Source organism: Lentzea fradiae (genome assembly GCF_900100955.1).
GTDB lineage: Bacteria > Actinomycetota > Actinomycetes > Mycobacteriales > Pseudonocardiaceae > Lentzea > Lentzea fradiae.
Genome location: NZ_FNCC01000001.1, coordinates 314085 through 336193 on the forward strand (window position 1 = coordinate 314085; position 22109 = coordinate 336193).

Annotated in this window: 20 protein-coding genes; 6 read left to right on the plus strand and 14 right to left on the minus strand. The window is 70.9% G+C overall.

The window, feature by feature from the left end:
• The first annotated feature begins 28 nt into the window (after positions 1 to 28).
• On the plus strand, positions 29 to 5494 hold the full coding sequence (locus BLT23_RS01455) for an ATP-binding protein (RefSeq protein ID WP_090044678.1): 5466 nt from the start codon (positions 29 to 31) through the stop codon (positions 5492 to 5494).
• Positions 5495 to 5742: 248 nt separating this feature from the next.
• Here the strand turns inward: BLT23_RS01455 and BLT23_RS01460 are convergent, their stop codons facing one another.
• Positions 5743 to 6036, minus strand: a complete 294-nt coding sequence (locus tag BLT23_RS01460) for a YiaA/YiaB family inner membrane protein (protein ID WP_090044680.1) — start codon at positions 6034 to 6036, stop codon at positions 5743 to 5745.
• A gap of 45 nt (positions 6037 to 6081) precedes the next feature.
• A complete protein-coding gene (locus BLT23_RS01465; RefSeq protein ID WP_090044681.1) occupies positions 6082 to 6954 on the minus strand; it encodes a 5'-nucleotidase in 873 nt (290 codons plus the stop codon).
• A 41-nt stretch (positions 6955 to 6995) separates the two neighbouring features.
• Here BLT23_RS01465 and BLT23_RS01470 point away from each other — a divergent pair, with 41 nt between their 5' ends.
• Together BLT23_RS01470 and BLT23_RS01475 are read left to right on the plus strand one after the other, a co-directional pair.
• Positions 6996 to 7310, plus strand: coding sequence for a DMT family transporter (locus BLT23_RS01470; RefSeq protein ID WP_090044683.1), 315 nt, complete (start codon positions 6996 to 6998; stop codon positions 7308 to 7310).
• Complete coding sequence (locus BLT23_RS01475; RefSeq protein ID WP_090044685.1) at positions 7310 to 7699, plus strand: DMT family transporter; 390 nt, start codon at positions 7310 to 7312, stop codon at positions 7697 to 7699. Before BLT23_RS01470 ends, BLT23_RS01475 begins: the two co-directional genes overlap by 1 nt.
• Here BLT23_RS01475 and BLT23_RS01480 read toward each other — a convergent pair.
• The 3 genes from BLT23_RS01480 to BLT23_RS41975 all read right to left on the minus strand — a co-directional run bounded on the left by BLT23_RS01480 (position 7595) and on the right by BLT23_RS41975 (position 11583).
• Positions 7595 to 8929, minus strand: coding sequence for a glycosyl hydrolase family 18 protein (locus tag BLT23_RS01480; RefSeq protein ID WP_090044686.1), 1335 nt, complete (start codon positions 8927 to 8929; stop codon positions 7595 to 7597). The genes BLT23_RS01475 and BLT23_RS01480 overlap by 105 nt on opposite strands.
• 115 nt (positions 8930 to 9044) lie before the next feature.
• Positions 9045 to 9782 carry an SDR family NAD(P)-dependent oxidoreductase gene (locus BLT23_RS01485; protein WP_090044688.1) on the minus strand — a complete coding sequence of 246 codons (738 nt, stop codon included), beginning with the start codon at positions 9780 to 9782 and terminating at the stop codon, positions 9045 to 9047.
• A gap of 7 nt (positions 9783 to 9789) precedes the next feature.
• Positions 9790 to 11583 (minus strand): serine/threonine-protein kinase, encoded by a 1794-nt coding sequence (locus tag BLT23_RS41975; protein WP_281248811.1) that lies wholly within the window; start codon positions 11581 to 11583, stop codon positions 9790 to 9792.
• Positions 11584 to 11715: 132 nt separating this feature from the next.
• Here BLT23_RS41975 and BLT23_RS01495 point away from each other — a divergent pair, with 132 nt between their 5' ends.
• Entirely contained in the window at positions 11716 to 12366 is a 651-nt protein-coding gene (locus BLT23_RS01495) for a Clp protease N-terminal domain-containing protein (protein ID WP_090044690.1), read from the plus strand.
• Here BLT23_RS01495 and BLT23_RS01500 read toward each other — a convergent pair.
• A complete protein-coding gene (locus tag BLT23_RS01500) occupies positions 12320 to 13285 on the minus strand; it encodes a helix-turn-helix transcriptional regulator (RefSeq protein WP_090044692.1) in 966 nt (321 codons plus the stop codon). The two genes, BLT23_RS01495 and BLT23_RS01500, sit on opposite strands and share 47 nt — an antisense overlap.
• Positions 13286 to 13374: 89 nt before the next feature.
• Here BLT23_RS01500 and BLT23_RS01505 point away from each other — a divergent pair, with 89 nt between their 5' ends.
• Together BLT23_RS01505 and BLT23_RS01510 are read left to right on the plus strand one after the other, a co-directional pair.
• Positions 13375 to 13788 (plus strand): VOC family protein, encoded by a 414-nt coding sequence (locus BLT23_RS01505; protein WP_090044694.1) that lies wholly within the window; start codon positions 13375 to 13377, stop codon positions 13786 to 13788.
• A 29-nt stretch (positions 13789 to 13817) separates the two neighbouring features.
• Positions 13818 to 14285, plus strand: a complete 468-nt coding sequence (locus BLT23_RS01510) for a DNA-processing protein DprA (protein ID WP_090044696.1) — start codon at positions 13818 to 13820, stop codon at positions 14283 to 14285.
• On the opposite strand, the gene BLT23_RS01515 is transcribed toward BLT23_RS01510, so the two are convergent.
• From BLT23_RS01515 to BLT23_RS01550, 8 genes are all read right to left on the minus strand, one after another.
• Entirely contained in the window at positions 14251 to 15570 is a 1320-nt protein-coding gene (locus BLT23_RS01515; RefSeq protein WP_143035778.1) for a tryptophan 7-halogenase, read from the minus strand. The two genes, BLT23_RS01510 and BLT23_RS01515, sit on opposite strands and share 35 nt — an antisense overlap.
• Before the next feature lie 87 nt (positions 15571 to 15657).
• Positions 15658 to 16062: a protein-tyrosine phosphatase family protein gene (locus tag BLT23_RS01520; protein ID WP_425434338.1), complete on the minus strand. Its 405-nt coding sequence runs from the start codon at positions 16060 to 16062 to the stop codon at positions 15658 to 15660.
• A 109-nt stretch (positions 16063 to 16171) separates the two neighbouring features.
• Entirely contained in the window at positions 16172 to 16840 is a 669-nt protein-coding gene (locus BLT23_RS01525) for an MOSC domain-containing protein (protein ID WP_090044702.1), read from the minus strand.
• 10 nt (positions 16841 to 16850) lie between these two features.
• Positions 16851 to 17240, minus strand: coding sequence for a MerR family transcriptional regulator (locus tag BLT23_RS01530; RefSeq protein WP_090045668.1), 390 nt, complete (start codon positions 17238 to 17240; stop codon positions 16851 to 16853).
• Positions 17241 to 17352: 112 nt separating this feature from the next.
• Positions 17353 to 18474: a hypothetical protein gene (locus BLT23_RS01535; protein WP_245743428.1), complete on the minus strand. Its 1122-nt coding sequence runs from the start codon at positions 18472 to 18474 to the stop codon at positions 17353 to 17355.
• Positions 18471 to 19985, minus strand: a complete 1515-nt coding sequence (locus tag BLT23_RS01540; protein WP_090044704.1) for an alkaline phosphatase D family protein — start codon at positions 19983 to 19985, stop codon at positions 18471 to 18473. The genes BLT23_RS01535 and BLT23_RS01540 overlap by 4 nt, the downstream gene beginning before the upstream one ends.
• A gap of 401 nt (positions 19986 to 20386) precedes the next feature.
• Positions 20387 to 20761, minus strand: coding sequence for an SgcJ/EcaC family oxidoreductase (locus tag BLT23_RS01545; RefSeq protein WP_090044706.1), 375 nt, complete (start codon positions 20759 to 20761; stop codon positions 20387 to 20389).
• Between the two features lie 33 nt (positions 20762 to 20794).
• On the minus strand, positions 20795 to 22066 hold the full coding sequence (locus tag BLT23_RS01550) for an alpha/beta hydrolase (RefSeq protein WP_090044709.1): 1272 nt from the start codon (positions 22064 to 22066) through the stop codon (positions 20795 to 20797).
• Positions 22067 to 22109: the final 43 nt, after the last annotated feature.

Here is a 22109-nt window from a genome sequence, read left to right on the forward strand (position 1 = left end):
GGTCGTATGTCCGCGAGGAGTCAAGTCGTTGTTCAGTCGTGTAGCGATCGTCAACCGCGGGGAAGCCGCAATGCGGCTGATCCACGCCGTCCGTGAGCTCGCCGCCGAGTCGGGGGAACGAATTGAGACCGTTGCCCTGTACACCGATGTCGACAAGTCGGCACCCTTCGTCAGGGAGGCCGACCTCGCCTACAACCTCGGCTTGGCGGCCGATCGTCCGTACCTCGACCTGAAGGTGCTGGAGACGGCACTGGTCGAGACGGAGGCCGACGCCGCCTGGGTCGGCTGGGGCTTCGTCGCCGAGATCCCGGAGTTCGCCGAGCTGTGCGAGAAGGTCGGCGTCACGTTCGTCGGCCCGTCCGCCGAGGCCATGCGCAAGCTCGGCGACAAGATCGGCTCGAAGCTGATCGCCGAGGAGGTCGGGGTCCCGGTCGCGCCGTGGTCGAGGGGCGCGGTGAAGAGCCTGGAGCACGCGCTGGAGGTGGCCGAGCAGGTCACCTACCCGCTGATGCTCAAGGCGACCGCCGGCGGTGGTGGCCGCGGCATCCGCAAGATCACCTCCCCGGAGGAGCTGACCGAGAACTTCGACCGCACCAGCATGGAGGCGGAACGTGCGTTCGGCTCCGGCGTGATGTTCCTGGAGCGCCTCGTCACCGGCGCCCGGCACGTCGAGGTGCAGGTCATCGCCGACGGCCAGGGCACGGCGTGGGCGCTCGGCGTCCGCGACTGCTCGGTGCAGCGGCGCAACCAGAAGATCATCGAGGAGTCGGCCTCCTGCGTGCTGGCGCCCGAGCAGGTCGAGGACCTGAAGGCGTCGGCGGAGCGGCTCGCGAACGCGGTGGGCTACCGCGGCGCGTGCACCGTCGAGTTCCTCTACCACCCCGGGGAGAAGCTCTTCGCGTTCCTCGAGGTCAACACCCGCCTGCAGGTCGAGCACCCGATCACCGAGATCACCACGGGCTTCGACCTGGTCAAGGCCCAGCTGCACGTCGCGGGCGGCGGCAGGCTCGAGGGCGAGAAGCCCGCAGAGCTCGGCCACGCCGTCGAGGCCCGCCTGAACGCGGAGGACCCGGACCGCGACTTCGCGCCGTGCCCCGGCACGATCGTCCGGCTGGAGCTGCCGGCGGGCCCCGGCATCCGCGTCGACACCGGTGTCGCCGAGGGCTCGCAGATCCCCGCCGACTTCGACTCGATGATCGCCAAGATCATCGCGTACGGCCGCGACCGCGACGAGGCGCTGGGCAAGCTGCGCCGCGCGATGGCCGAGACCACCGTCATCATCGAGGGCGGCACGACCAACAAGAGCTTCGTGCTCGACCTGCTCGACGAGCCCGCCGTGATCGACGGCTCCGCCGACACGTCGTGGATCGACCGCGTCCGCGCCGAGGGCGGCCTGGTCTCGCACCGGCACTCCGCCATCGCGCTGGCCGCGGCCGGCATCGAGGTCTACGAGGCCGAGGAGCGGATCAACCTCACGCAGCTGCTCGCCACCGCGCGCGGCGGCCAGCCGCGCACCAACCACGAGGGCGCGAGCAAGCTGGAGTTCGTGCTGCGCGGCCAGCCCTACGTCGTGCAGGTCGCGCGCACCGGTGCCACCAAGTACCGCGTCGGCGTGTCCGCGGCGGACTCCGCGCAGGTGCTGACCGGTGACGTCGACGTCGAGCGGTTCGACCACCAGATCGGCCAGATCACCGTCAACGGCTCCCGGTTCCGCGTCGTCACCGGCACGCACGGCCCGGTCCACCAGGTCGAGGTCGACGGTGTCACGCACCGCGTCACCCGCGACGAGGGCGGCGTGCTGCGCTCGCCGATGCCCGCGCTGGTCGTCGCGACCCCGCTGGAGGTCGGCGCCGAGGTCGAGGCCGGTGCCCCGGTGCTCGTGCTCGAGGCCATGAAGATGGAGACGGTGCTGCGCGCGCCGTTCCGCGCCCGCCTCAAGGAGCTGAACGTCGTCGTCGGCACGCAGGTGCCCGCCGGTGGCGCGTTGCTCAAGCTGGAGGAGGTCGAGGACGCGGACGGCGCAGCCGAGGAGGCGAAGTCCGAGCCGTCGGTCGAGCTGGAGCTGCCCGCGCCGCGCACGGACGTCAGGCCGGAGGAGCGCGTCGCCCGCGGCCAGGACGACCTGAGGGCGTTGCTGCTGGGCTTCGACACGACCGCCGCGGAGACCGACCGCGTGCTGGCCGAGTACCTCAGCGCGCGCAAGGACCTGCACGAGCGGCCGCTGGTGCAGGAGGCGCAGCTGCTGGCGATCTTCGCCGACCTGTGCGACCTCTCCCGCAACCGGCCCGCCGGTGAGGAGACCAAGCCGGAGAACCACATCCACTCTCCGCGCGAGCACTTCCACACCTACCTGAAGACGCTCGACGCGGACCGCGCCGCCCTGCCGGAGAGCTTCCGCGAGCGGCTGTCGACCGTGATCGGCCACTACGGCATCACCGAGCTCGACCGCACGCCGGAGCTGGAGCAGGCCGTCTTCCGCATCTTCGTGGCGCAGCGCCGCGGGGTCTTCGACGCGGCCGTCGCGACCGCCCTGCTGCGCCAGTGGGTGGAGGAGGCGCCGCCGGTCGAGTCCGAGCGCGTCCAGGTCGGCCTGGTGCTGGAGCACATCGTCGCCGCGACGCAGGTCCGCTACCCGGCGGTGGCCGACCTCGCCCGCAGCGTCGTGTTCACCTGGTTCGCCCAGCCGCTGGTGCGCCGCAACCGTGCCCGCGTGCACAGCGAGGTCCGCAAGCACCTGATCCACCTCGACGCGCACCCGCAGGCGCCCGACCGCGAGCAGCGGATCGTGGCGATGGTGGCGTCCGCCGAGCCGCTGGTGCGCCTGCTCGGGCAGCGCATCGGCAAGCCCGGCGCGGACAACACCCCGCTGCTGGAGGTGCTGGGCCGCCGCTACTACACCAAGAAGGCGCTGGCGAACCCGCGCGTGAGCGGTGCGTTCTTCCTCGCGGAGAACGAGCCGGAGCAGACCCGGCTCGTGTCGACGGCGGTGGAGTTCCCGTCGCTGAGCGACGCCATCGGCGAGGTTCTCCGGCACGGCGACGGCGGCGCCGTGGTCGCCGACATCTACGTCAAGTGGACCGACGGACCGTCCGACCAGGACGAGATGGCCGCCGGGCTGGGCGCCGCGCTGGCCGCGCACCAGCTGCCGCCGACGATCACCCGCATCACCACCACGGTGGCGGGCCGCCGCGGCGAGTCCATGCACCACCACTTCACCTTCCGCCCGTCGTCGAACGGGTTCGCCGAGGAGAGGCTGGTGCGCGGGCTCCACCCGCGCATCGCCGAACGCATGCAGCTGGAACGGCTGCGCGAGTTCGACCTCACCCGGCTCACCTCGGTGGACGAGGACGTCTACCTGTTCCGCGCGGTGGCGAAGTCGAACAAGTCCGACGAGCGCCTGGTGGCGCTGGGCCAGGTCCGCGACCTGACCCCGTTGCGCGACGACGACGGCCGGATCGTCGCCCTGCCCGCCGCCGAGGACGTGCTCGCGGCGTGCCTGGACGGCATCCGCCGGGCCCGCGCGCAGACCGGTGGCCGCACCCGCCTCGCGACCAACCGCGTCGTGCTCTACGCGTGGCCGCCCACCGACCTGTCCTCGAAGGACCTCGACGCGGTCGGCCAGCGCGTGCTGCCCACCACCGTCGGCCTGGACCTGGAGGAGGTCCTGTTCCTGGCCAGGCGCAAGGACCCGGTGTCCGGTGAGCTCACCGACATCGGCGTCCGGATCGCCCAGGACGCGGGCGCGAGCGTGTCGTTCTCGTTCGTGCAGCCGCCGTCCGAGCCGATCCAGCCGCTCGACGACTACCGCCAGAACGTGCTGCGGGCCCAGTCGCGCGGCACGATCTACCCGTACGAGCTCGTCGACATGCTGATCGGCGACGGCGGGTCGTTCGTGGAGCACGACCTCGTCGACGGCGCCCTGGTGCCGGTCGACCGGCCGCGCGGCGGCAACAAGGCGGGCATCGTCGTCGGTGTGGTGACCACGCCGACCCCGGCCTACCCCGAGGGCATGAAGCGCGTCGTCCTGCTCGGCGACCCGACCAAGTCGCTGGGCGCGCTGGCCGAGCCCGAGTGCTCGCGGGTGATCCACGCCCTCGACCTCGCGACCGAGCTGTCGGTGCCGCTGGAGTGGTTCTCGCTGTCGTCCGGCGCGAAGATCTCGATGAGCTCCGGCGTCGAGAACATGGACTGGGTCGCGGCCGCGCTGAAGCGCATCGTCGAGTTCACCCAGGCCGGCGGCGAGATCAACGTCGTGGTCAACGGCATCAACGTCGGCGCCCAGCCGTACTGGAACGCCGAGGCCACGATGCTCATGCACACCAAGGGCATCCTGGTCATGACGCCCGACTCGGCGATGGTGCTGACGGGCAAGCAGGCGCTCGACTTCTCCGGCGGTGTCTCGGCGGAGGACAACTACGGCATTGGCGGCTACGACCGCGTCATGGGCCCCAACGGCCAGGCGCAGTACTGGGCCCCGAACCTGCGGGCGGCGTTCGACGTCCTGCTGGCCCACTACGAGCACAGCTACATCGCCCCCGGCGAGCCCGGCCCGCGCCGCGTGCCGTCCTCGGACCCGGCCGACCGCGACGTCTCGTCCTACCCGCACGTGGTCGGCGACAGCCCGTTCACGACGGTCGGCGAGATCTTCTCGGTGGAGGCGAACCCGGACCGCAAGAAGCCGTTCGACATCCGCACGGTCATGCGCGCGCTGTCCGACCAGGACCACGAGGTGCTGGAACGCTGGGCGGGCATGGCCGAGGCGGACACCGCGGTCGTCCAGGACGTGCACCTCGGCGGCATCCCCGTGACGCTGCTGGGCATCGAGTCGCGAGGCGTGTCCCGCACCGGCTTCCCGCCCACCGACGGCCCGGACACCTACACGGCGGGAACCCTGTTCCCGAAGTCGTCGAAGAAGGCAGCCCGCGCGATCAACGCCGCCTCGGGCAACCGCCCGCTCGTGGTGCTCGCGAACCTGTCCGGCTTCGACGGCTCACCGGAGTCGATGCGCGAGCTGCAGCTCGAGTACGGCGCCGAGATCGGCCGTGCGATCGTGAACTTCCGCGGCCCCATCGTGTTCACCGTGATCTCGCGGTACCACGGCGGCGCGTTCGTGGTGTTCTCGAAGGCGCTCAACCCGTCCATGACCGTGCTCGCGGTCGAGGGCTCCTTCGCGTCGGTCATCGGCGGCGCCCCCGCCGCGGCCGTCGTCTTCGCCCGCGAGGTGGACGGCCGCACGGCCAACGACCCGCGCGTGAAGAAGCTGGAGTCCGCCGTGGCCGAGGCATCCGGCGCCGAACGCGCGGCACTGACCGCCGAACTGACGGCGACCCGCCAGTCGGTGCGCACGGAGAAGCTGAACGAGATGGCCGCGGAGTTCGACCGCGTCCACAGCGTGCAGCGCGCGGTCGAGGTCGGTTCGGTCGACGCGATCATCTCCGCCGCCGAGCTGCGGCCGGCGATCATCAAGGCGATCGAGGACGGCCTGGCGAAGTAGGTCCGTCGTGGAGGAGCCCGGTCACTCGGTGGCCGGGCTCTTCTCGTCCGTGCGCGCACGTTCCGGACGCCGAACGGGACGTGCACGCACGGGACCGAACTCACCAGGTGCTGACACCTCGCGCCTTGCGATGCCTCCCAGGAAGAAGGCGTCGTTCATAGCGGTGATGCGCCACTTTTCGGGAACGGCTCGGCGCTCGTTCATGAGCTGGGGCGTTCCGCACTGTCAGGCGGCTCTCTCACCGCTCGTCAGGCAGCATCCAGCTTGAACGGGTCGTGCTCCGCCAGCAGCTTCTCCAACCGAGCCCGATCCACCCGCCGAGTGATGTAGCTGTCCTCCTGCCGGTCCCGGATCACCTTCGCCAGCGTGAAAGCCGAAGTCACGGTGTAGAGCATCGCGATCCCGAGGAACGCCCGCACCCACCCGTCGACAGGCAGGAACACAACTCCGATGGCGACGGCGCTCATCGAGAGACCGAAGGACAGGACGGCCTGCATGTAGAAGGCGCCGGACGTCGGTGTGTTCGCGGGCGTGGTGGTCATGGTGAAGAGAGTCGTCGATCACACCGTCAGCTGTCATGAGTACAGCTACTCATTCGTCACGCCGAAGGGAATGTGCACGCACGGCACGGTTTCCACGAGATGCCCGCGTTGGTCGTCGAAGAAGATGTGGGGCTTCAGCACGTCGAGGATCGGGCCTTTCTTGAGCCCTCCCAGGAAGAACGCGTCGTTCACCGTCAGTCCCCACGCCTTGAGGCTGTTGACGGCTCGTTCGTGGGACGGTGCGGAGCGGGCCGTGACGACCGAGACGCGGATGCGGTCTTCTGCCTGTCGCTGGATGCGGTTGATCGCGGCGAGGAAGTTGCGCAGCGGTCCCGGGTCCAGCGGTGTCACGACGTTCAACGCCTCGTGCTCCTGGAACCGGTCGAGGCCGCCTGCCTGGTAGATCCGCTCGGACGCGTCGTCGGCCAGTACGCCGTCGAAGTCGAACGCGATGCGCAGCGCCGGATCGTCGTCGTCCAGGAACGACGACTTCAGCACCTGACCGGCGGGCATGCCGGCCGCGGTCGCGCGGCGCACGTCGTTCTCGTTGGCGGACAGGAACAGCGACATGTTCAGCGCGGGCATGTACTCGTGCGGCGCGCGGCCCTCGGTGAAGATCGCGCGCGTCATCGTCAGGCCGTGGTGTGCCGCCGAACGCAGTATGCGCAGACCGGTGCCGGGGGAGTTGCGGGACAGGACGATCACCTCGACCAGCGGTCCCAGTTCGTTGAGGCCCAGCAGGCGGCGGATGAACGGGAACGCGACGCCGGGTGCGAACGGCTCGTCGAGGTGGGCCTCCTGGTAGGCGCGGTAGGCCAGTTCGCCCTCGGTGGTGAAGACCGCGTCGGAGGCGGTCAGGTCGAACAGGGCGCTCGACGCGACGCCCACCACCAGCAGGTTCTCCAGGCTCGGAGCCACAGCGCGTCAGCCTAGTCGCCTGTTCTGGTACGGTCGTACCAATGTACTGGGTCGTACTGGTGGCCTCCGGGGTGCTGGAGGCGGTGTGGGCCACGGCGCTGGCCGCGTCGAACGGGTTCCGCCGGCCGTGGCCGGTGGTGGTGTTCGCCGTGTCGACGACGTTGAGCGTCGTCGGGCTGGCCTGGGCGATGCGCGGGATTCCGGTCGGCACCGCCTACGCGGTGTGGGTCGGCATCGGGGCCGTGCTCACGGTGCTCGTGGCCGTCGTCCGCGGGCAGGAGAAGCTCGACGTGGCCAAGGCGGCGCTGCTCGTCGTGCTGATCGGCTGCGTCGCGGGCCTGAAGGTGGTGAGCTGATGCACTGGGCCGTGCTGGTGGCGAGTGCCGTGCTCGAGGCGGTGTGGGCGACGGCGTTGTCCGAGCAGTCCTATGTGGTCTTCGGCATCGCCGCCACGCTCAGCATGGTGGGGTTGTCCTACGCGATGAAGCAGATCTCCGTCGGGACCGCGTACGCCGTGTGGGTCGGCATCGGCGCGGCGCTGACGGTGGCGTGGGCGATGATCACCGGTGCGGAGCAGGTCTCGGTGTGGAAGATCGTGTTCCTCACCGGGATCATCGCCTGCGTCATCGGGCTGAAGTTCCTACGCGAACGTCCAGCGCTGGTTGGCGGTTCCGGCGCAGTCCCAGAGCTGGAGCCGGGTGCCGTCGGCCGAGGAGTTGCCGGTGGCGTCGAGACACCTCCCTGACGCCGCGTTGCGCAGCTGACCGTTCGACTCGGCGGTCCACTGCTGGTTGGCCGCGCCCGTGCAGTCCCACAGCTGCGTCACTGCGCCGTTGCCGGTGCCGGACGCGTCGAGGCACTTGCCCAGCGCCCGGAGGGTGTTGCCGGTGCGGGACCACTTCTGGGCGTTGGTGCCGTTGCACGTGTAGAGCTGGACGGCCGTGCCGTTGGCGGAGCTCGCCGCCGCGACGTCGACGCACTTGCCGCCGAAGCCGGTGATCGAACCGGCGGGCGGCGGGGGAGTGGTGCCGCCGCTCGCGGTCTCCCAGATCGCGTTGAGCAGGCTGGTGCTGCCGGTCGTGTCCTGCGACAGCTCCCAGTTCATGATCCCGCCCGCGTTGGACAGCGCCCACTGCGTCTTGCGGCGGATGGTCGGCAGGCCGTTGTAGCAGTTGCCGTTGTAGCAGTCGCGGTTGGCGTTGGCCGGGTCCTGCGCCACGAGGTCGCGGTAGGAGATGTAGGCCGGGCGGCTGTAGAACGGCACGCCCAGCACCGCCTTGCTCGCGGGCAGGCCGCGGTTCTTCCAGAAGTTGACCGCGTTGACCGACCAGTCGTAGTTGGCGTGCGGGCTGCCGCCGTCGTAGGCCATGATGTTCAGCCAGTCGACGACGCCGAACACCGCGGGCTGCACGCCGTTCGCGATGCCGCCCTCGCTGACCACCGCGGCGGTGAGCAGCTTGCCGCGGCTGTGCAGCTGCTCGCCGAGCTGCCGCATGAGCAACGTGTAGTTGTCGCCTTCCGCGCCGGGATCCGGGTACTCCCAGTCGATGTCGACGCCGTCCAGGTTGTACTGGTTGACGAGGTTCACCAGCGCGTTGACGAACGTCGTGCGTCCACTGGAGCTGGCGGCGAGGATCTCGAAGTTGTCGTCGTTGCCGTCGTTCCAGCCGCCGACCGCGATCGACACCTTCACGCCGTTCTGGTGGCCGAGGCTGACGAGCTGCTGGAGCTTGCCGGGGTCGGGAACGCCCTGGAGCGTGCCGTTGGAGTTCGGCAGGACGAACGAGTAGTTGATGTGCGTCAGCTTCGTGTACTGGATCGAGCTGACGTTGCCGGACCACGACGGCATGTAGCCGACGCTCTTGAACCCTGCCGGATAGGCGGCCTGCGCGGCAGGCGCCATGACGGTGATCGTCGCCGCGGCCGCGGCCAGCGCGAGGCCGGCGGCACCGAGGCGGGAGCGGAGTGAACGCATTGCGAGGTTGCCTCTTCCACTGTCGTCGAGCGCCCAGCGCGACGGTAGTGGTCTAGACCGGTTGTCGGGAGATCGCGGTCGAACCGGAACTGGTTCCGGTTCGACCGGTTCCGCGTCACCGCAGGTAGGAGGCCCCGTTCACATCCATGATCGTGCCGCTGGCCCAGGTCGCCGCCGGGCTCGCGAGGAAGGCGACGGCCGCGGCGACCTCCTCGGGTTCGGCGACGCGGCCGAACGGGCTCTGCGCGCGGATCTGCTCGCCCGCCTCGCTGTCGAGCAGGTCGGCCACCAGTTCGGTGCGCACGAAGCCGGGCGCGACCCCCGCGACCGCGATGCCACGCGGTGCCAGGGACTGGGCGAGTGACTGGGTCAGCGCGTGCAGGCCCGCCTTCGCCGCGCCGTACGCGGGGGCGTCGGGCTCGCCGCGGTACGCGCCGCGCGAGCCGACGTTGACGATGCGCGCGCCGTCGGTCATGTGCTGGACGGCGTGCCACGTGAGGTCTGCCGGGCCGTACAGGTTGAGCTCGACCGTGCGGCGCCACGCCCGCTGCCACTCGTCGAAGCTCGTCGTGGTGATCGGGTGGTGGAAGTAGATGCCCGCGTTGTTGACCAGGACGTCGAGACCGCCGAGCCGCTCGACGGTCGCGGCGACGACCTGCTCCGCCTGGTCCGCGCCGAGATCGCCCTGCACGGTGACGTGCCCGTCGCCGGGAAGTGCGTCGGCCACGGCCTGTGCGGCGGCGGGGTCGGAGCGGTAGTGGACCGCGATCCGGTGTCCGTCCGCCGCGAGGGCGTGGGCGATGGCGGCGCCGATGCCGCGGGAGGCTCCGGTGACGAGTGCGCGTCGGGTCATGGGGTGATCATGCCTGGTTGTCGATCATCCACTTGCCGTTCTGCTGGACGAACGTGTACGTGTGCCGCTCGGTCGAGTGGACGCCCCCGCCCTGCAGGTACGTCACCGACACGGTCACCACGTTGTCGCCCTGCGGCGCGAAGTCCGACAGCTGCACCCCGCTGAACTGGGACCACCATGACTGGTAGTTCTGGAAGCTCGGGGAGCGGACGGACTTGAACCTGTCCGTGAGCAGCGAGTAGCTGGTCTGCAGGTCGCCGGGGATCAGCGCGTAGTAGGCGGTGATCGCCTCCTGCGCGTTCTTCGGTCCCGCGGGCGGCGGCGGGTTCTGCCCCTGGCCGGGGTCCGTGGCGGGCGGGGTCTCCGCTGTGGACTCGGCGGGCGGCGTCGACTGGGTCTCGGTCGTCGTCGTGGTCTGCAACTGGGACTGCGGGTCCTGCTGTCCCTGGTCCGGGGCCGGCGTGTTCGTGCCGGAGTCACCGGCCGCAGGCGGGTTGTTCGCCTGGGAGCTGTCGCCCTTGGGCCACAGGAAGAACGCGCCGAAGCCCACCGCGAGCACCAGCAGGACGATCGCGACCGGCACGAGCGGGGACCGGCGGCGCTCCTCCTCCTGCGCGGCGGGGGCCGGCGGCGGGGGAGTGACCGGTGCGGGCCGTGCCGGTTCCGGGGCGGGGAGAACCGGCGTCGCGGCGGCGACCGCGGGGGTCGTGGCGGCGACGGTCTTGTCCTCCGAGGACTCCGCCGCGGCCTTCTCCTCGACGGGGGCGGGCTGGGGTTCCTCGGCGGCGGGCTCGGGTTCTTCCGCGACGGGCTCGGCGACGGGCTCTTCGGCGGCGGGTTCCGGCTCCTTGGCGGCCGCGGGCGGGGCGGTGAGCCCGGCGGCCTCGGCGGCCGCGGCACCCGCGACCAGTCCGGCGGCTGCGGTACCCGCGCCCTTCTTGGACTTCTCCTCCGGCTGGGCCTCGACGGGCAGCTCGACGGTCGAGGGGATGACGACCGTCGCCTCCGATCCCTGCGGCGACTCGTTCACCACCGCCGCCAGCAGGTGGACGGCCTCCTCCATGGTGGGACGGCGGTCGGGTTCGTTGGCCAGCAGGCGGAACAGCACGGGCGCGAGCAGCGGACCTGCGTTGGCCGGCGGCATGATCGAGCCGCTGGCGACGCGGTGCAGCATCGCGATGGTGTTCTCGGAGGTGCCGAACGGCGGTTCGCCCTCGACGGCGTTGTACAGCGTGGCGCCCAGCGAGAAGACGTCGGAGGGGAGACCGGCGTCCTCGCCGCGGGCGACCTCGGGGGAGAAGAACGCGGGGGTGCCCACGGTGCCGGTCGCGGTGGCGGTCGCGTCCTCACCGGTGGCGCGCGAGATGCCGAAGTCGGTGATCTTCACTTCCTGGTCGCCGATCAGCACGTTGCCGGGCTTCACGTCGCGGTGCTGGATGCCGTGGCGGTGCGCGGCGGCCAGCGCGGCGGCGGTGTAGCACCCGATCCGCGCGACCTCGCGCGGCGGCAGCGTGCCCTGCTCGGCGATGACGGCGGCGAGGCTGCGGGACGGTAAGTACTCCATGATCAGCCAGGGCTGACCGTCCTCCTCCACGACGTCGTACACGCGGATGGCGTTCGGGTGCTCCAGCCGGGCGGAGAGCCGGGCCTCGCGCATCGCCCTCGCCTTGGCGCGCGCGACCCTGGCGTCGTCGAGGCCGTCCAGCGCGAGCAGCGCCTTGGCGGCGACAACGCGTTGGAGCTGCTCGTCGTAGGCTTGCCAGACGACGCCCATGGCGCCCTGGCCCACCTTCTTCCTCAAACTGTAGCGGCTCCCGATGAGCCTGCTGCTCTCCTCCACGCGTGTGCTCCCGTCCCCTCTGATCACTCACAAGTGTGACGGTTGCCGCCGCCGACGTTGACCATAACCCCACCTGGGGGTACGCATGGGGTTATGCCAAAAGTCAACGTGTACCTGCCGGACGACCTGGCCGACTCGGTCAAGGAGCTCAACCTTCCTGTCTCGGCGATCTGCCAGCGGGCACTGGAGGTTTCCGTCAAACGACTGGCGTCGGTCCGCGGCCTCACCGTCGCCGACCTCGACGGGGAAAGGGGTTCCCAGCTGACCGAGCGCTTACGCACGGTGCTCCGGCTCGCGGGCGGTTCCTCGGTGGTCACCACGGCCGGTCTGGTGCGCGCACTCGTCGAGGAAGGCGGCAACCTCGCGCTCGACGTGTTGCGCGCCATCGACATCGACCCGCGGTCGTTGCGTCTCGACACGCCGGAACGCAAGGGGTCCGGCTTCGCCCCGGACGCGGTGAACGCGCTGGAGCTGGCGGTCGTGGAGGCGATCGCCTTGGGGCACAACTACGTCGGCTGCGAACACCTGCTGCTCGGCTTGGTGGCCGAACCGGACGGCGAGGGCGGCGAGCTGCTGCGCTCGCTCGGTGCGGACATCAAGGGCACGCGGCGGGCCGTGCAGACCGCGCTGGCCGGGATCATCCACGCGCAGAAGCAGAAGGCCGCGGGACCGGACCCGGCCGAGGTGGTGAAGATGATCATGGCTCGGCTGGACCGGCTGGAGAAGCACGCCGGTATCGGCTGACGAGCTCCTCGCCGATGCGCGCGAGGTGTTCGGCCACCTCGGGCGACTCGACCGTGACGAGACCGCCCCATCCGGCGACGTTGCGGGCGATGTCGAACGCGCGCGGCGCGGTCAGCTCGACCCTCGTCCGGTCGCCGACCTCTTCCACGACCGTGCAGTGACGGCCGTGCTGATGGCGGAAGACGTCGAGGAACCGCGTGGGCACGAGGATCGTCGCCGAAGCCGTCGCACGGCGTTCTTCGACGGCGGTGACGATCTCGTCCCACGCGCCCGCCAGCTCGAAGTCCGGCGGCCGGTCGGAGGGGACACCGGTGAGAGTGGCGCCGAGAATGCGATCGAGCCGGAAAGTGCGCTGACCCGCCGCGGTGCCGGCGATGAAGTACCAGGTGCCGTCCTTGTCGACGAGCCCCCACGGGTCGACGACGCGTCCTTCCGGTTTCTCGCCCCGTTTCCGGTAGCTCAGGCGCACCTGGACCTGTTGCACGATCGCGGTCTGCAGCGTGGCGACCAGGCCGGGGCGTTCCTTGACGTCCTCGCCCCATCCGGCCGTGTCGACGATCGTCGCTTGGGCGGCCGCTTCGGCGTCGGAGCGGAAGGTCTGCGGCAACGCGCGCACGAGCTTTCTCAGTGCCGACTTCACCTCCGGTGCCACGGACGCGGCCGGGCCCGCGACGAGGAACAGCGCCTGGGCCTCCGCCGAGGTGAGGCCGCTGAGATCGGTGCGGGCGCCACCGACGAGCGACCAGCCGCCGCCCCGGCCGGGCTGGGGGTAGACCGGCACGCCCGCCGCGGACAACGCCTCCAGGTCACGGCGTGCGGTCGCGCGCGAGACCTCCAGCTCCTCGGCCAGTTCGGCGGCGGTGATCCGGCCGCGGGCCTGCATCAACAACAACGTGGCGACGAGCCGGTCCGCGCGCATGTCTCCAGATTTCCGGTGAAAGTGCTCACTGGATGAGCACTTTACGGCGGAAGCTCGAAACACACCGACCGAAAATTTTGGAGGCAGCCGTGCTGCGAGGAATGTCGACCGTGTCCTACTTCGCCGACGACGTGGCGGAGGCCCGTGCCTGGTATGCGTCGTTCCTCGGCGTGGACGCGTACTTCGAGCGGAGCGGCCCCGACGGGCGGCCGGCCTACGTGGAGTTCCGCATCGGCGACTACCAGGCGGAGCTCGGGATCGTGGACCGCGCGTACGAGGTGACGCCGTCGGCGGGACCGGCGGGGCAGATCGTCTACTGGGCGGTCGACGACCTGGACGCGACGCTGGCGAGGCTCGCCGAGCTGGGCGCTCGGGTGCACGACGAACCGCGGGTGCGCGGCGAGGGCTTCGTGACGGCGTCGGTGGTCGACCCGTTCGGCAACGTCCTCGGCGTCATGACGAACACGCACTACCTGTCGGTCGTGGGCGGGAAACACCACTGATCCCCGTCGCGGCCGCCTATCCTGCACAGGTGCAGCTCGCCATCACCGGACATCGCGGCCTCTCCTCCGAGCTGGAGGCCAGGGTCGACAGGCTGATCCGGGACGCCGTCGCCACCAGCGGTGACGTCGTCGGCGTGTCGTGCCTGGCGGACGGGGCGGACGCGGTGTTCGCGCAGGCGGTGCTCGACGCGGGCGGTTCGCTGGTCGCCGTGCTGCCCGCCACGAGCTACCGCGAGACGCTGCCCGAGGACTACCGGCCCCTCTACGACCGGCTGCTGTCCCGCGCGGGCAAGGTCGTGCAGCTGCCGTACGTCGTGCCGGACCCGCACGCGTACATGGAGGCGGGCAAGCGGATGGTCGACGAGTCCGACTCGTTGCTCGCCGTGTGGGACGGACAACCCGGACGCGGTGAAGGCGGGACGGCCGACGTCGTCGCCTACGCGCGGTCGCGGGGCGTGCCGGTCACCGTGCTGTGGCCCGAGGGCGCGATCCGCTGAGCACATGCCACAACACCCTCGGCGCGAGCAGCGCTGACGGGTGGTCGGCCAGTTGCGCGACGCGGACGTACGCGCGGTAGACCCGTGCGTTGCCGGGGACGGCGTCGGCGAGGCGTTGCGCGTACCACCGCCGCGCCCGTGTGCGCGTTGTCGTCTTCCGGTTGCTCCAGGCGCGGTCGGCAGTCGTCACGGCCGACCACGGCAGCCGCGCCGACCTGGCCACCGCACGCTGGAAGACGAGCGGTTCCTTCGCCAGGTCGTGGCTCTGGAGCAGGTGCCGCAGGTCGGCGGCGTGCAGGGCGGCCAGCGTCATCCCGTGGCCGTGCACGGGGTTGAGCGAGATCACCGAGTCGCCGACCGCGAGCAGGCCCCGCGGCCATCGCGGCACCTGGTGGAACCTGTTCCAGCGGCTGCGCAGGGCGCCCGAGCGGTGGACGGGCGACGCGGGAACGGCGGTCTTCACGATCTCCGCGATGTCGTGGCACTCCAGGGCCGCGGCGTGCTCGGCGAACCCGTCCTCGTCGGCCGGGGTGGTGTCGCCGTCCGTGCCCACCAGCGTGACGAACCACCGGTAGCCGTCCACTTCGGACACAGCGGCGCCGCGCCGCGGTGAGGGCGCCCGCGTGAACTCGCGGGCCGTTCTCCAGTCGAGCCCGAGGTCGCTCGTCACGTGGTAGAGCCGCGAGGCGCAGGCGGCGTGGCCGGTGACGATCAGCGGCGCCGGGCAGTGCACACCGTGCTCGGCGAGCCACGACACGAGCTTGCCCGCCTGCCCGGACGCGTCGACCACCAGGTCCGCGTAGTCGGTGAACGGACGCCCGTCGCGCGTGCCGTGCACACCGGTGACGAGCCCGCGGTCGGTGAGCAGGCCCTGGACGGTCACGCCGTCCACCAGGGAGACGTTCGGGAGCTTCAACACCCGCTTCCTGACGACCTGCTCGATCGTCACCCGCGTCGCCGACAGCACGCTCAGCCCGAGGTGGTCGCGCGGCGCCCAGCCGGACGGGAAGCGGACCAGGTGGTCGCTGCCGACGTCCGCGCGGACCGCGCCCGCGTCCTCGAGGTCGGCGCGGAACCGGGGGAACAGCTCGTCCAGGACCTCGGCCCCGCGCGCCAGCAGCACGTGCGGGTGGTGCGCCTGGGGCACGCCGGGGCGGTGCCCGGTGTCCGGGGTGAGCCGGTCCCGTTCCACCAGCACGACGTCGCCGTACGACTCGGACAGCGCCCTGGCCGCCAGCAGTCCCGCGAAGCCGGCGCCGATGACCAGGGCGCGGTCGGAGTACATGGCGGTCATGCTGACAGAGCCCGGTCCGCGGATCGAGACGCCGAAAGTCCCGTGTCACGGCCGGGCGGAGTGTTCCCGGCTGGAACCTCAGACCGGGAAGTTCCGCACCCAGCGCTTCTGCCACGGCGTCTCGACGGCACGCTTGTGGTAGTTCGCGCGGGTCCACGCCACGGCTTCCCGCGCGGGGACGCCGGAGAGCACCGCCAGGCACGAGATCACGGTGCCGGTGCGGCCGATGCCGCCGCTGCACGCCACTTCGACGCGTTCGCCCGCCAGGGCACGGGCGTGCAGCGCGCGGATCAGCCGCACGGCCTCGTCGTGGTCGCGCGGCAGCCGGAAGTCCGGCCAGTCGATCCAGTCGTGCGGCCACGGCACGTCGACCGGCCGCGGCTGCAGGTACACGCCGTACTGCGGTTGCGGTTCGACGAGCGTGCCGTCCCGCAGCCCGCGTCCCGTCACCACGGTGCCGTCCGGAAGTTCGACGGTCTTCACGAGCAGTCCCCCAAACAGTTGTGAGGCAGGAATCCTAGGTGCACGGCAGGACCGTCGGCAGCGGAACGCACCCGGCCGCCTGGGTCACGACGTCACCCGCACACGGCGTTCATCGCTGGGTTCCTGCTGCCATGCGCTCGCGCACGTGCGCGACGACATAGGGCGGCACCGAGTCGCCCGCATCGAGGAGCCGGGGCAGCAGCTCGGGTGCGGTGAGCATGGCGCGGAAGAACAGCTCGACCGTGACGTCGTGGTCCGGCCGGTGCACGACGGTGATCTCGTCGCCCGGCGCGACGCGGCCCGCTTCGAGCACCCGCAAGTAGGCGCCGGGCCGTGCGACCTGCGTGAACCGCTTGACCCAGCCGCGTCGGCCGAGGAAGCCGGCGAACGTCCGGCACGGGATGCGCGCCGCGGTGATCTCCAGCAGCGCCGTACCGACCCGCCACCGCTCGCCGACCAAGGCGTGCGTCTGGTCGATGCCCTCGGTGGTGAGGTTCTCGCCGAACTGGCCGTTGCGCAGGTCGACGCCGAGCTCGGTCTGCCACCAGTCGAGGTCTTCCCGCGCGTAGGCGTACACGGCCTGGTAGTCGCCGCCGTGGTGGGCCTGGTCCGCGATCGCGTCCCCGCTCACCCCGCCGCCGGAGCTCCCCCACGGGCCGGGAGCGCTGATCTCGAGCGGTCCATCGACCGGGCGCTTGTCGATGCCGGTGGCGCCCTCCCTGGCGTAGTCGACCGGCTTCGTCTTCTGGGCGATGTTCAGCGAGAGCACGACAGGCATGGGTCCGAGGCTATTGCGCGGCCGTCTTCACGGCGATCGATTTGACGTAGTCCTCGTAGACGCCGACCTTGTGGGTGATGAGGTCCAGGCACTCCCGCAGGTGCTCCATCTGCAACCGGACGCGCTCCTGGTGCTCCTTGAGGACGGCCAGCCGCTGCGGCTCGTTGCCGTCGCCCTGACGGACCAGCTCGGTGTACCGGCGGATCTCCGGCACCGGCATTCCGGACGTGCGCAGCATGATGCACATGCGCAGCCAGTCGACGTCCCGCTGGGTGTAGACGCGGCGCCCACCCGGCCCCCGCAGGACCTGGTGGGCGAGGATGCCTTCCTTCTCGTAGAACCGCAGCGCGTGCACGCTCAGCCCGGTCTGTTCGGCGACCTGTCCGATGCTCAACCGCATGGCCGCGAGCATAGGTGCCGGAGCCGGACCGGTGCCCGTGCCGCAGCGTGGGTGGTCTTCGCGTCGTGCGACTGCCGGGGTGTGGCCGCGTGACCACACCCCGCGTCCCTTCTCACCAGATCTGGGTGCTCAGGCCGGTGCCCAGGTAGATCTGGTCGAACTCGTTGCCGTCGTTGTCGTCGGTGTAGACGACGGTGACGCGGCCCCACGGGTCGACGCCCACGGCGGGCTCGTCCTGCCTGCCCGTGGCGGTCGAGACCGTCAGCTGCCGTTCCGGTCTGCCGGTGGTGGTGCCGTCGGGGTTGTAGACCTGCGTGTACACGTCCTGCGCCTCCACCGTGGTCACCGCGACGCCCAGTTGGTCGTCGATGCCGATCTGCGGGTCGGCGCCGGTGGTCACGGCGACGGCACCGCGCGCCGCACCGGCCGCGGTGAACGACTGGGTGCGGACGCCGGACTGCTCCCACGCGATGGCGAAGTCGCCGTTGAAGTTGGCCGCGACGGCGGGGCGCTTGCCCGGTGCCGTGGTGGTCTGCGCGAGCTTCACGCCGCCGGCGGGCGTGACGATCTTGCGGGCCACGTTCGCGTCCGCCTCCCACACGACCACCGCGTTGCCGGCGGCGCCCATCGCGACCCTTGGCTTGGCGTGGGCCCCGCCGGAGTTGTTGACCTGGGCCTCGTACGACTTCGACGAGATCGACGCGAACATGCCCACCCGCACGGTCGGCGCGGCGGTGCCCTGCTGGTCCTCCCACACCACCGCGAAGCCGCCGCTGTCCGGGTCCGCCGCCACGCTGGGGAAGTGCTGCTGGCCGGCGGCGTCCGCGTTGGCCCTGCCGGTTCCGGAGACGGTGCCGGACGCGCTCACCGCGCGGACCGCGATGTTGTAGTAGCCGTTGCCGTCGGGGTCCTCCGACCAGACGACGACGGCGCTGCCGTCCTCGTGCAGGGCCACGTCCGGCTGCCAGTGCCGCCAGTTGCCGGTGCCGCCGGTGCTGAGCTTCTTCTCGTAGACCGAGGTCCCCTCCTTGTACAGGCGGATCCAGATGTCGGAGTGCACCGGGTCGGCCGGGTCGGTGGAGTCGCGGTCGTCCTCCCACACGACGGCCGTGTAGCCGTTGCGGGTGGCCGAGACGGCCGCGTTGTCCTGGTCGCCGGTCGCCGCGCTGTTGACCGTGGACCACGTCAGGGGTGCGGGTGCCAGCAGGAGGCTCGCGATCAGCAGTGTCTTCACGGCGCCTGCAATCCGGGGTTCGTGGCTTCGACGACGAAGCTGCCGACGGTCTTCACCGGGTAGTCGCGCACCGTGACCTTGTCGACGGCGCGGAACTCGACCCGCATCTCGGTGGAGCTGGTCCGCGTCTTCACGTACCCGCGCAGGTTCTTGAAGAACTTCACGTGCGGGTTCAGCGTCGGCTTGAGGCCGTTGTCGGCGGCGTTGCCGTCACTGCCGGACGTGACGGACGTGGTGACGAGCTCGGTGCCGATGACCCGGTTCTGGGTTCCGTAGTCCTGCATGAGGTTCGCGGCCCAGCTGCGGTGCACGTCGCCGGTCAGCACGACCGTGCCCTTGTTGCCGCTGGCGTCCCACGCGTTCTGGATGCGGGTGCGGTTGGCCGTGTAGCCGTCCCAGGCGTCCATGCTCTTCGAGCCGTCCGCGGCGGCGAGCCGTTGCGCGAAGAACACCTGCTGCCCCAGGAAGTCCCACGTGCCGAGCTTCTGGCGCAGCCCGTCGATCAGCCAGCTCTCCTGGGAGGTGCCGGTGAGCGTGCGGTTCGCCGCGTCGGCGTCGGGACACACCTTGGTGCCGTCACCGCACGCCTGGTCGTCGCGGTACTGGCGGGTGTCGAGCATGTGGAACGTGGCGAGGCTGCCCCAGCGGACCCTGCGGTGCAGCAGCATGTTCTCGCCGCTCGGAGCTTGCGCGCTGCGCAGGGGCATGTGCTCGTAGTACGCCTTGTAGGCGGCTGCGCGCCGGGCTTTGAAGTCCCCGGCGGGGCTGCTGTCGTTGCGGACGAGGTTCGCGTAGTTGTTCTCTACCTCGTGGTCGTCCCACACCACCAGCCACGGTGCTGTGGCGTGCGCGGCCTGCAGGTCCGGGTCGGTCTTGTACTGAGCGTGCCGGACCCGGTAGTTCGCGAGCGTGCTGATCTCGGACGTGGGCGCGAACCTGCGGACCTTCGTGGTGGTGGCACCGCCCTCGTAGATGTAGTCGCCGAGGTGCAGGACCAGGTCGGGGTGCTCCTCCGCCATCCGGCGGTAGGCGGTGAAGTACCCCTCCTCCCAGTGCGAGCACGAGGTGAAGAGCATGGTCAGCGCGGGCTGCGTCCCCACGGCCGGCGCGGTGAGCGCGCGGCCGACAGGGGAGATATGGCCGCCGGTGCGGAACCGGTACCAGTACTCGCGGCCCGGTTCCAGCCCGGTGAGGGTGACGTGCACGGAGTGAGCGCTCGCCTGCTGCGTGGTGACCGTGCCGGAGCGGACGACAGCGGTGAAGCGCTCATCGGTGGCGACCTGCCAGTCGACGGCCGTGGCGGTGTTCGGCATGCCGCCGAGACCGTCGGCGTTGAGAGGGCTGGGCGCGAGGCGGGTCCAGATCACGAACCCGTCCGCCGCCGGCTCGCCGGACGCGACGCCCAGGGTGAAGGGGTAGGCGATCGCGCCTGCCGAGGACGGCACGAGGATCCCGGCGCTCGCTCCCGCGAGGCCGCCCACGATGAAGGTGCGTCTCCGTAACGTGGTCATGGGGACAAGACCTATCGAACTCGGGTAAAGGCCCGCCTAACAGGAGACGACGGCGAAGTTGTTTCCTGTCAAGCAAAAGACGCGGCCTCCTCGCGCGACACCAACGTCACGTGGCCGCGCCACCTGAACCGCGCCCGCGCCAGGTACTCGCCTGCCCTGGCATTCTTGCGCCCGGCACCCCACGCGCCGTGCTTCCTGCCAGGGCCACGCCTCCCGTGCTCTGGTGCTGGCGAGCCTCACAGCGCTCGCGCCCGCCGCTCCGGACCCCGCGCCCGCCGCTCTGCACCCCCGGCACCCGCCGCTCCGCGTCGGCCGCGCGCCCGGCACCCGATCCGCCTCGTCCGTGTCGAATCACCTCGGCGACACCTGGTGCCGGCGACGGCGAGCCCTTGCCGAGTGGCTCAGAGCACGATGGTGTTCTGGCCGGCGGCGATCTTCCACGTACCGTCCTCTTTGGACAGGACGTAGAGCGGCGAACCCTCGTTCTGCTCCGACGGCGTCCCGTCCGGCCGGACCGGGCGCTGCCGGATCTTCACTGCCGCCACGTCGGGGCGGATGAACAGGACGTTCTCCACCTCGTAGGTCGCGGTGCCCTCCTTCGTCGAGCCCGGCAGCCGCTGACGGGTGAAGGCGGCGATCTCGTCGCGGCCGGTGAGGCGCTTGCCGTGGGCGGTGGTCCAGATCGCGTCCTCCCGGAAGAGGCCGATGAACTCCTCCGGGAGCTCGTTGCGCTGGGAGTGCTCGACGGTGGCCACGAGCTTCTCGATCTCGGTCATGTCCCGATCGTCGTAGCTCCAGCGCACTGGAGGTCAAGCCCGCGGGGCCACGCGGGACTCGTAGGACGCCGGGCGGTATCGCGGGTCGAAGTAGCAGCCGGTGCCGTACTCGCGGTCGAGCGCGGGGCAGGCCGCCGCGACCAGGTGCGGGGTGGCGCGCAGGCCCCGCTTCTCCCACGCTTCCAACGACCGCAGCGCCGCCGCGTACTCGGAGTCGCTCAGCGCGCTGTGCGTCTTCTCGGTCGTGAAGGTCTGCACGAGGTTGTACCAGCGGCCTGCCTTCCGCACCGTGTCGCGGTAGGCGGACTCGTGCTCCACGAACGCTGTCGGGTCGCCGATCGCGTGCACGGACAGCACCGGGATGTCGATCTTGCCGGTCAGGTCGCTGTCGTGCGCCAGGTCGGCTCGGGCGGCGGGATCGGCCGCGAAGCGCTCGACGCCCGCGTTCAGCGCCTCGTCGTCGTGCGAGCCGCGGTAGACGACGCCGGTGTTGCTGAACGGGTTCCGGCCGTCCAGGCGGTGGTGCACGATGTCGCGGAAGGTGAACGTCGCGAAGTTCAGGTGCGAGTTCAGCGTCTCCTCCGGGATCTTCGTGACGGCGAGGACGCCGTCGAGCTTCCGCTGTTGTTCGGGCGTGCGGTTGCCCGCTGTGCCAAGGCATTCCTCGACGCGGCCGCGCAGGCCCGCCGTCGTCATGGTGGAGTCGGCGCGCAGGCCCTGCCACAGCGGGTACTGCACCTCGGACGGGCGCGGGTGGTTGCCGCAGTAGTACTGGTAGACCGCGCGCAGGTCGACGCGGTAGTCGTAGCCGCGCGAGCCGCCGGCCAGGACGCCGCTGGTGAGCAGGGCGGCGTCGTAGCCGCGGTAGAGCTCGATCGTCTTGGCCGCGACGTTGCCGCCCCACGACTGGCCGTGCAGGTAGACCTTGTGCGGCCGGAGCATCTTGCTGACGAGGCGGCGCAGGTTGTCGGTGTCCTCGGCGGCCATCCGCGTGCCGTAGCCGCCGCGCCGGTAGGACGTGCCGGCCCACGCGTAGCCTTCCTCGACCACGACGGACCAGCGGTTCAGGTCGTCGCGGGTGCGTTCGGGCGTGGGGTCACCGAGGTCGGGGCCGCCGTGCGAGTGCACGACGAGCGTCTTGTTCCACTTCTTCGGCACGGCGACCGTGTAGTACGCGCCGTTGACGTCCCGGCCCTCGTAACACGTGGTGCCGGCGGGGACCTCCGCCGGGCACGGCGCTGTCGGCGGCAGGTGCACCGGTGACGTGAGACTGGCGGTGAGCGCGAAGGCCAGCAGGACGTTCATGGCGGGAATCGTGGTTCCGCGCGGGGGAGTGGTCCAGCTCACG

Bases quoted from the DNA above. Each gene is read 5' to 3' on its own strand.
- BLT23_RS01460 (WP_090044680.1), bottom strand. From the start codon at position 6,036: ATGACCACCACGCCCGCGAACACACCGACGTCCGGCGCCTTCTACATG.
- BLT23_RS01470 (WP_090044683.1), top strand. From the start codon at position 6,996: ATGTACTGGGTCGTACTGGTGGCCTCCGGGGTGCTGGAGGCGGTGTGG.
- BLT23_RS01475 (WP_090044685.1), top strand. From the start codon at position 7,310: ATGCACTGGGCCGTGCTGGTGGCGAGTGCCGTGCTCGAGGCGGTGTGG.
- BLT23_RS01480 (WP_090044686.1), bottom strand. From the start codon at position 8,929: ATGCGTTCACTCCGCTCCCGCCTCGGTGCCGCCGGCCTCGCGCTGGCC.
- BLT23_RS01485 (WP_090044688.1), bottom strand. From the start codon at position 9,782: ATGACCCGACGCGCACTCGTCACCGGAGCCTCCCGCGGCATCGGCGCC.
- BLT23_RS01495 (WP_090044690.1), top strand. From the start codon at position 11,716: ATGCCAAAAGTCAACGTGTACCTGCCGGACGACCTGGCCGACTCGGTC.
- BLT23_RS01500 (WP_090044692.1), bottom strand. From the start codon at position 13,285: ATGCGCGCGGACCGGCTCGTCGCCACGTTGTTGTTGATGCAGGCCCGC.
- BLT23_RS01515 (WP_143035778.1), bottom strand. From the start codon at position 15,570: ATGTACTCCGACCGCGCCCTGGTCATCGGCGCCGGCTTCGCGGGACTG.
- BLT23_RS01525 (WP_090044702.1), bottom strand. From the start codon at position 16,840: ATGCCTGTCGTGCTCTCGCTGAACATCGCCCAGAAGACGAAGCCGGTC.
- BLT23_RS01530 (WP_090045668.1), bottom strand. From the start codon at position 17,240: ATGCGGTTGAGCATCGGACAGGTCGCCGAACAGACCGGGCTGAGCGTG.
- BLT23_RS01540 (WP_090044704.1), bottom strand. From the start codon at position 19,985: ATGACCACGTTACGGAGACGCACCTTCATCGTGGGCGGCCTCGCGGGA.
- BLT23_RS01545 (WP_090044706.1), bottom strand. From the start codon at position 20,761: ATGACCGAGATCGAGAAGCTCGTGGCCACCGTCGAGCACTCCCAGCGC.
- BLT23_RS01550 (WP_090044709.1), bottom strand. From the start codon at position 22,066: ATGAACGTCCTGCTGGCCTTCGCGCTCACCGCCAGTCTCACGTCACCG.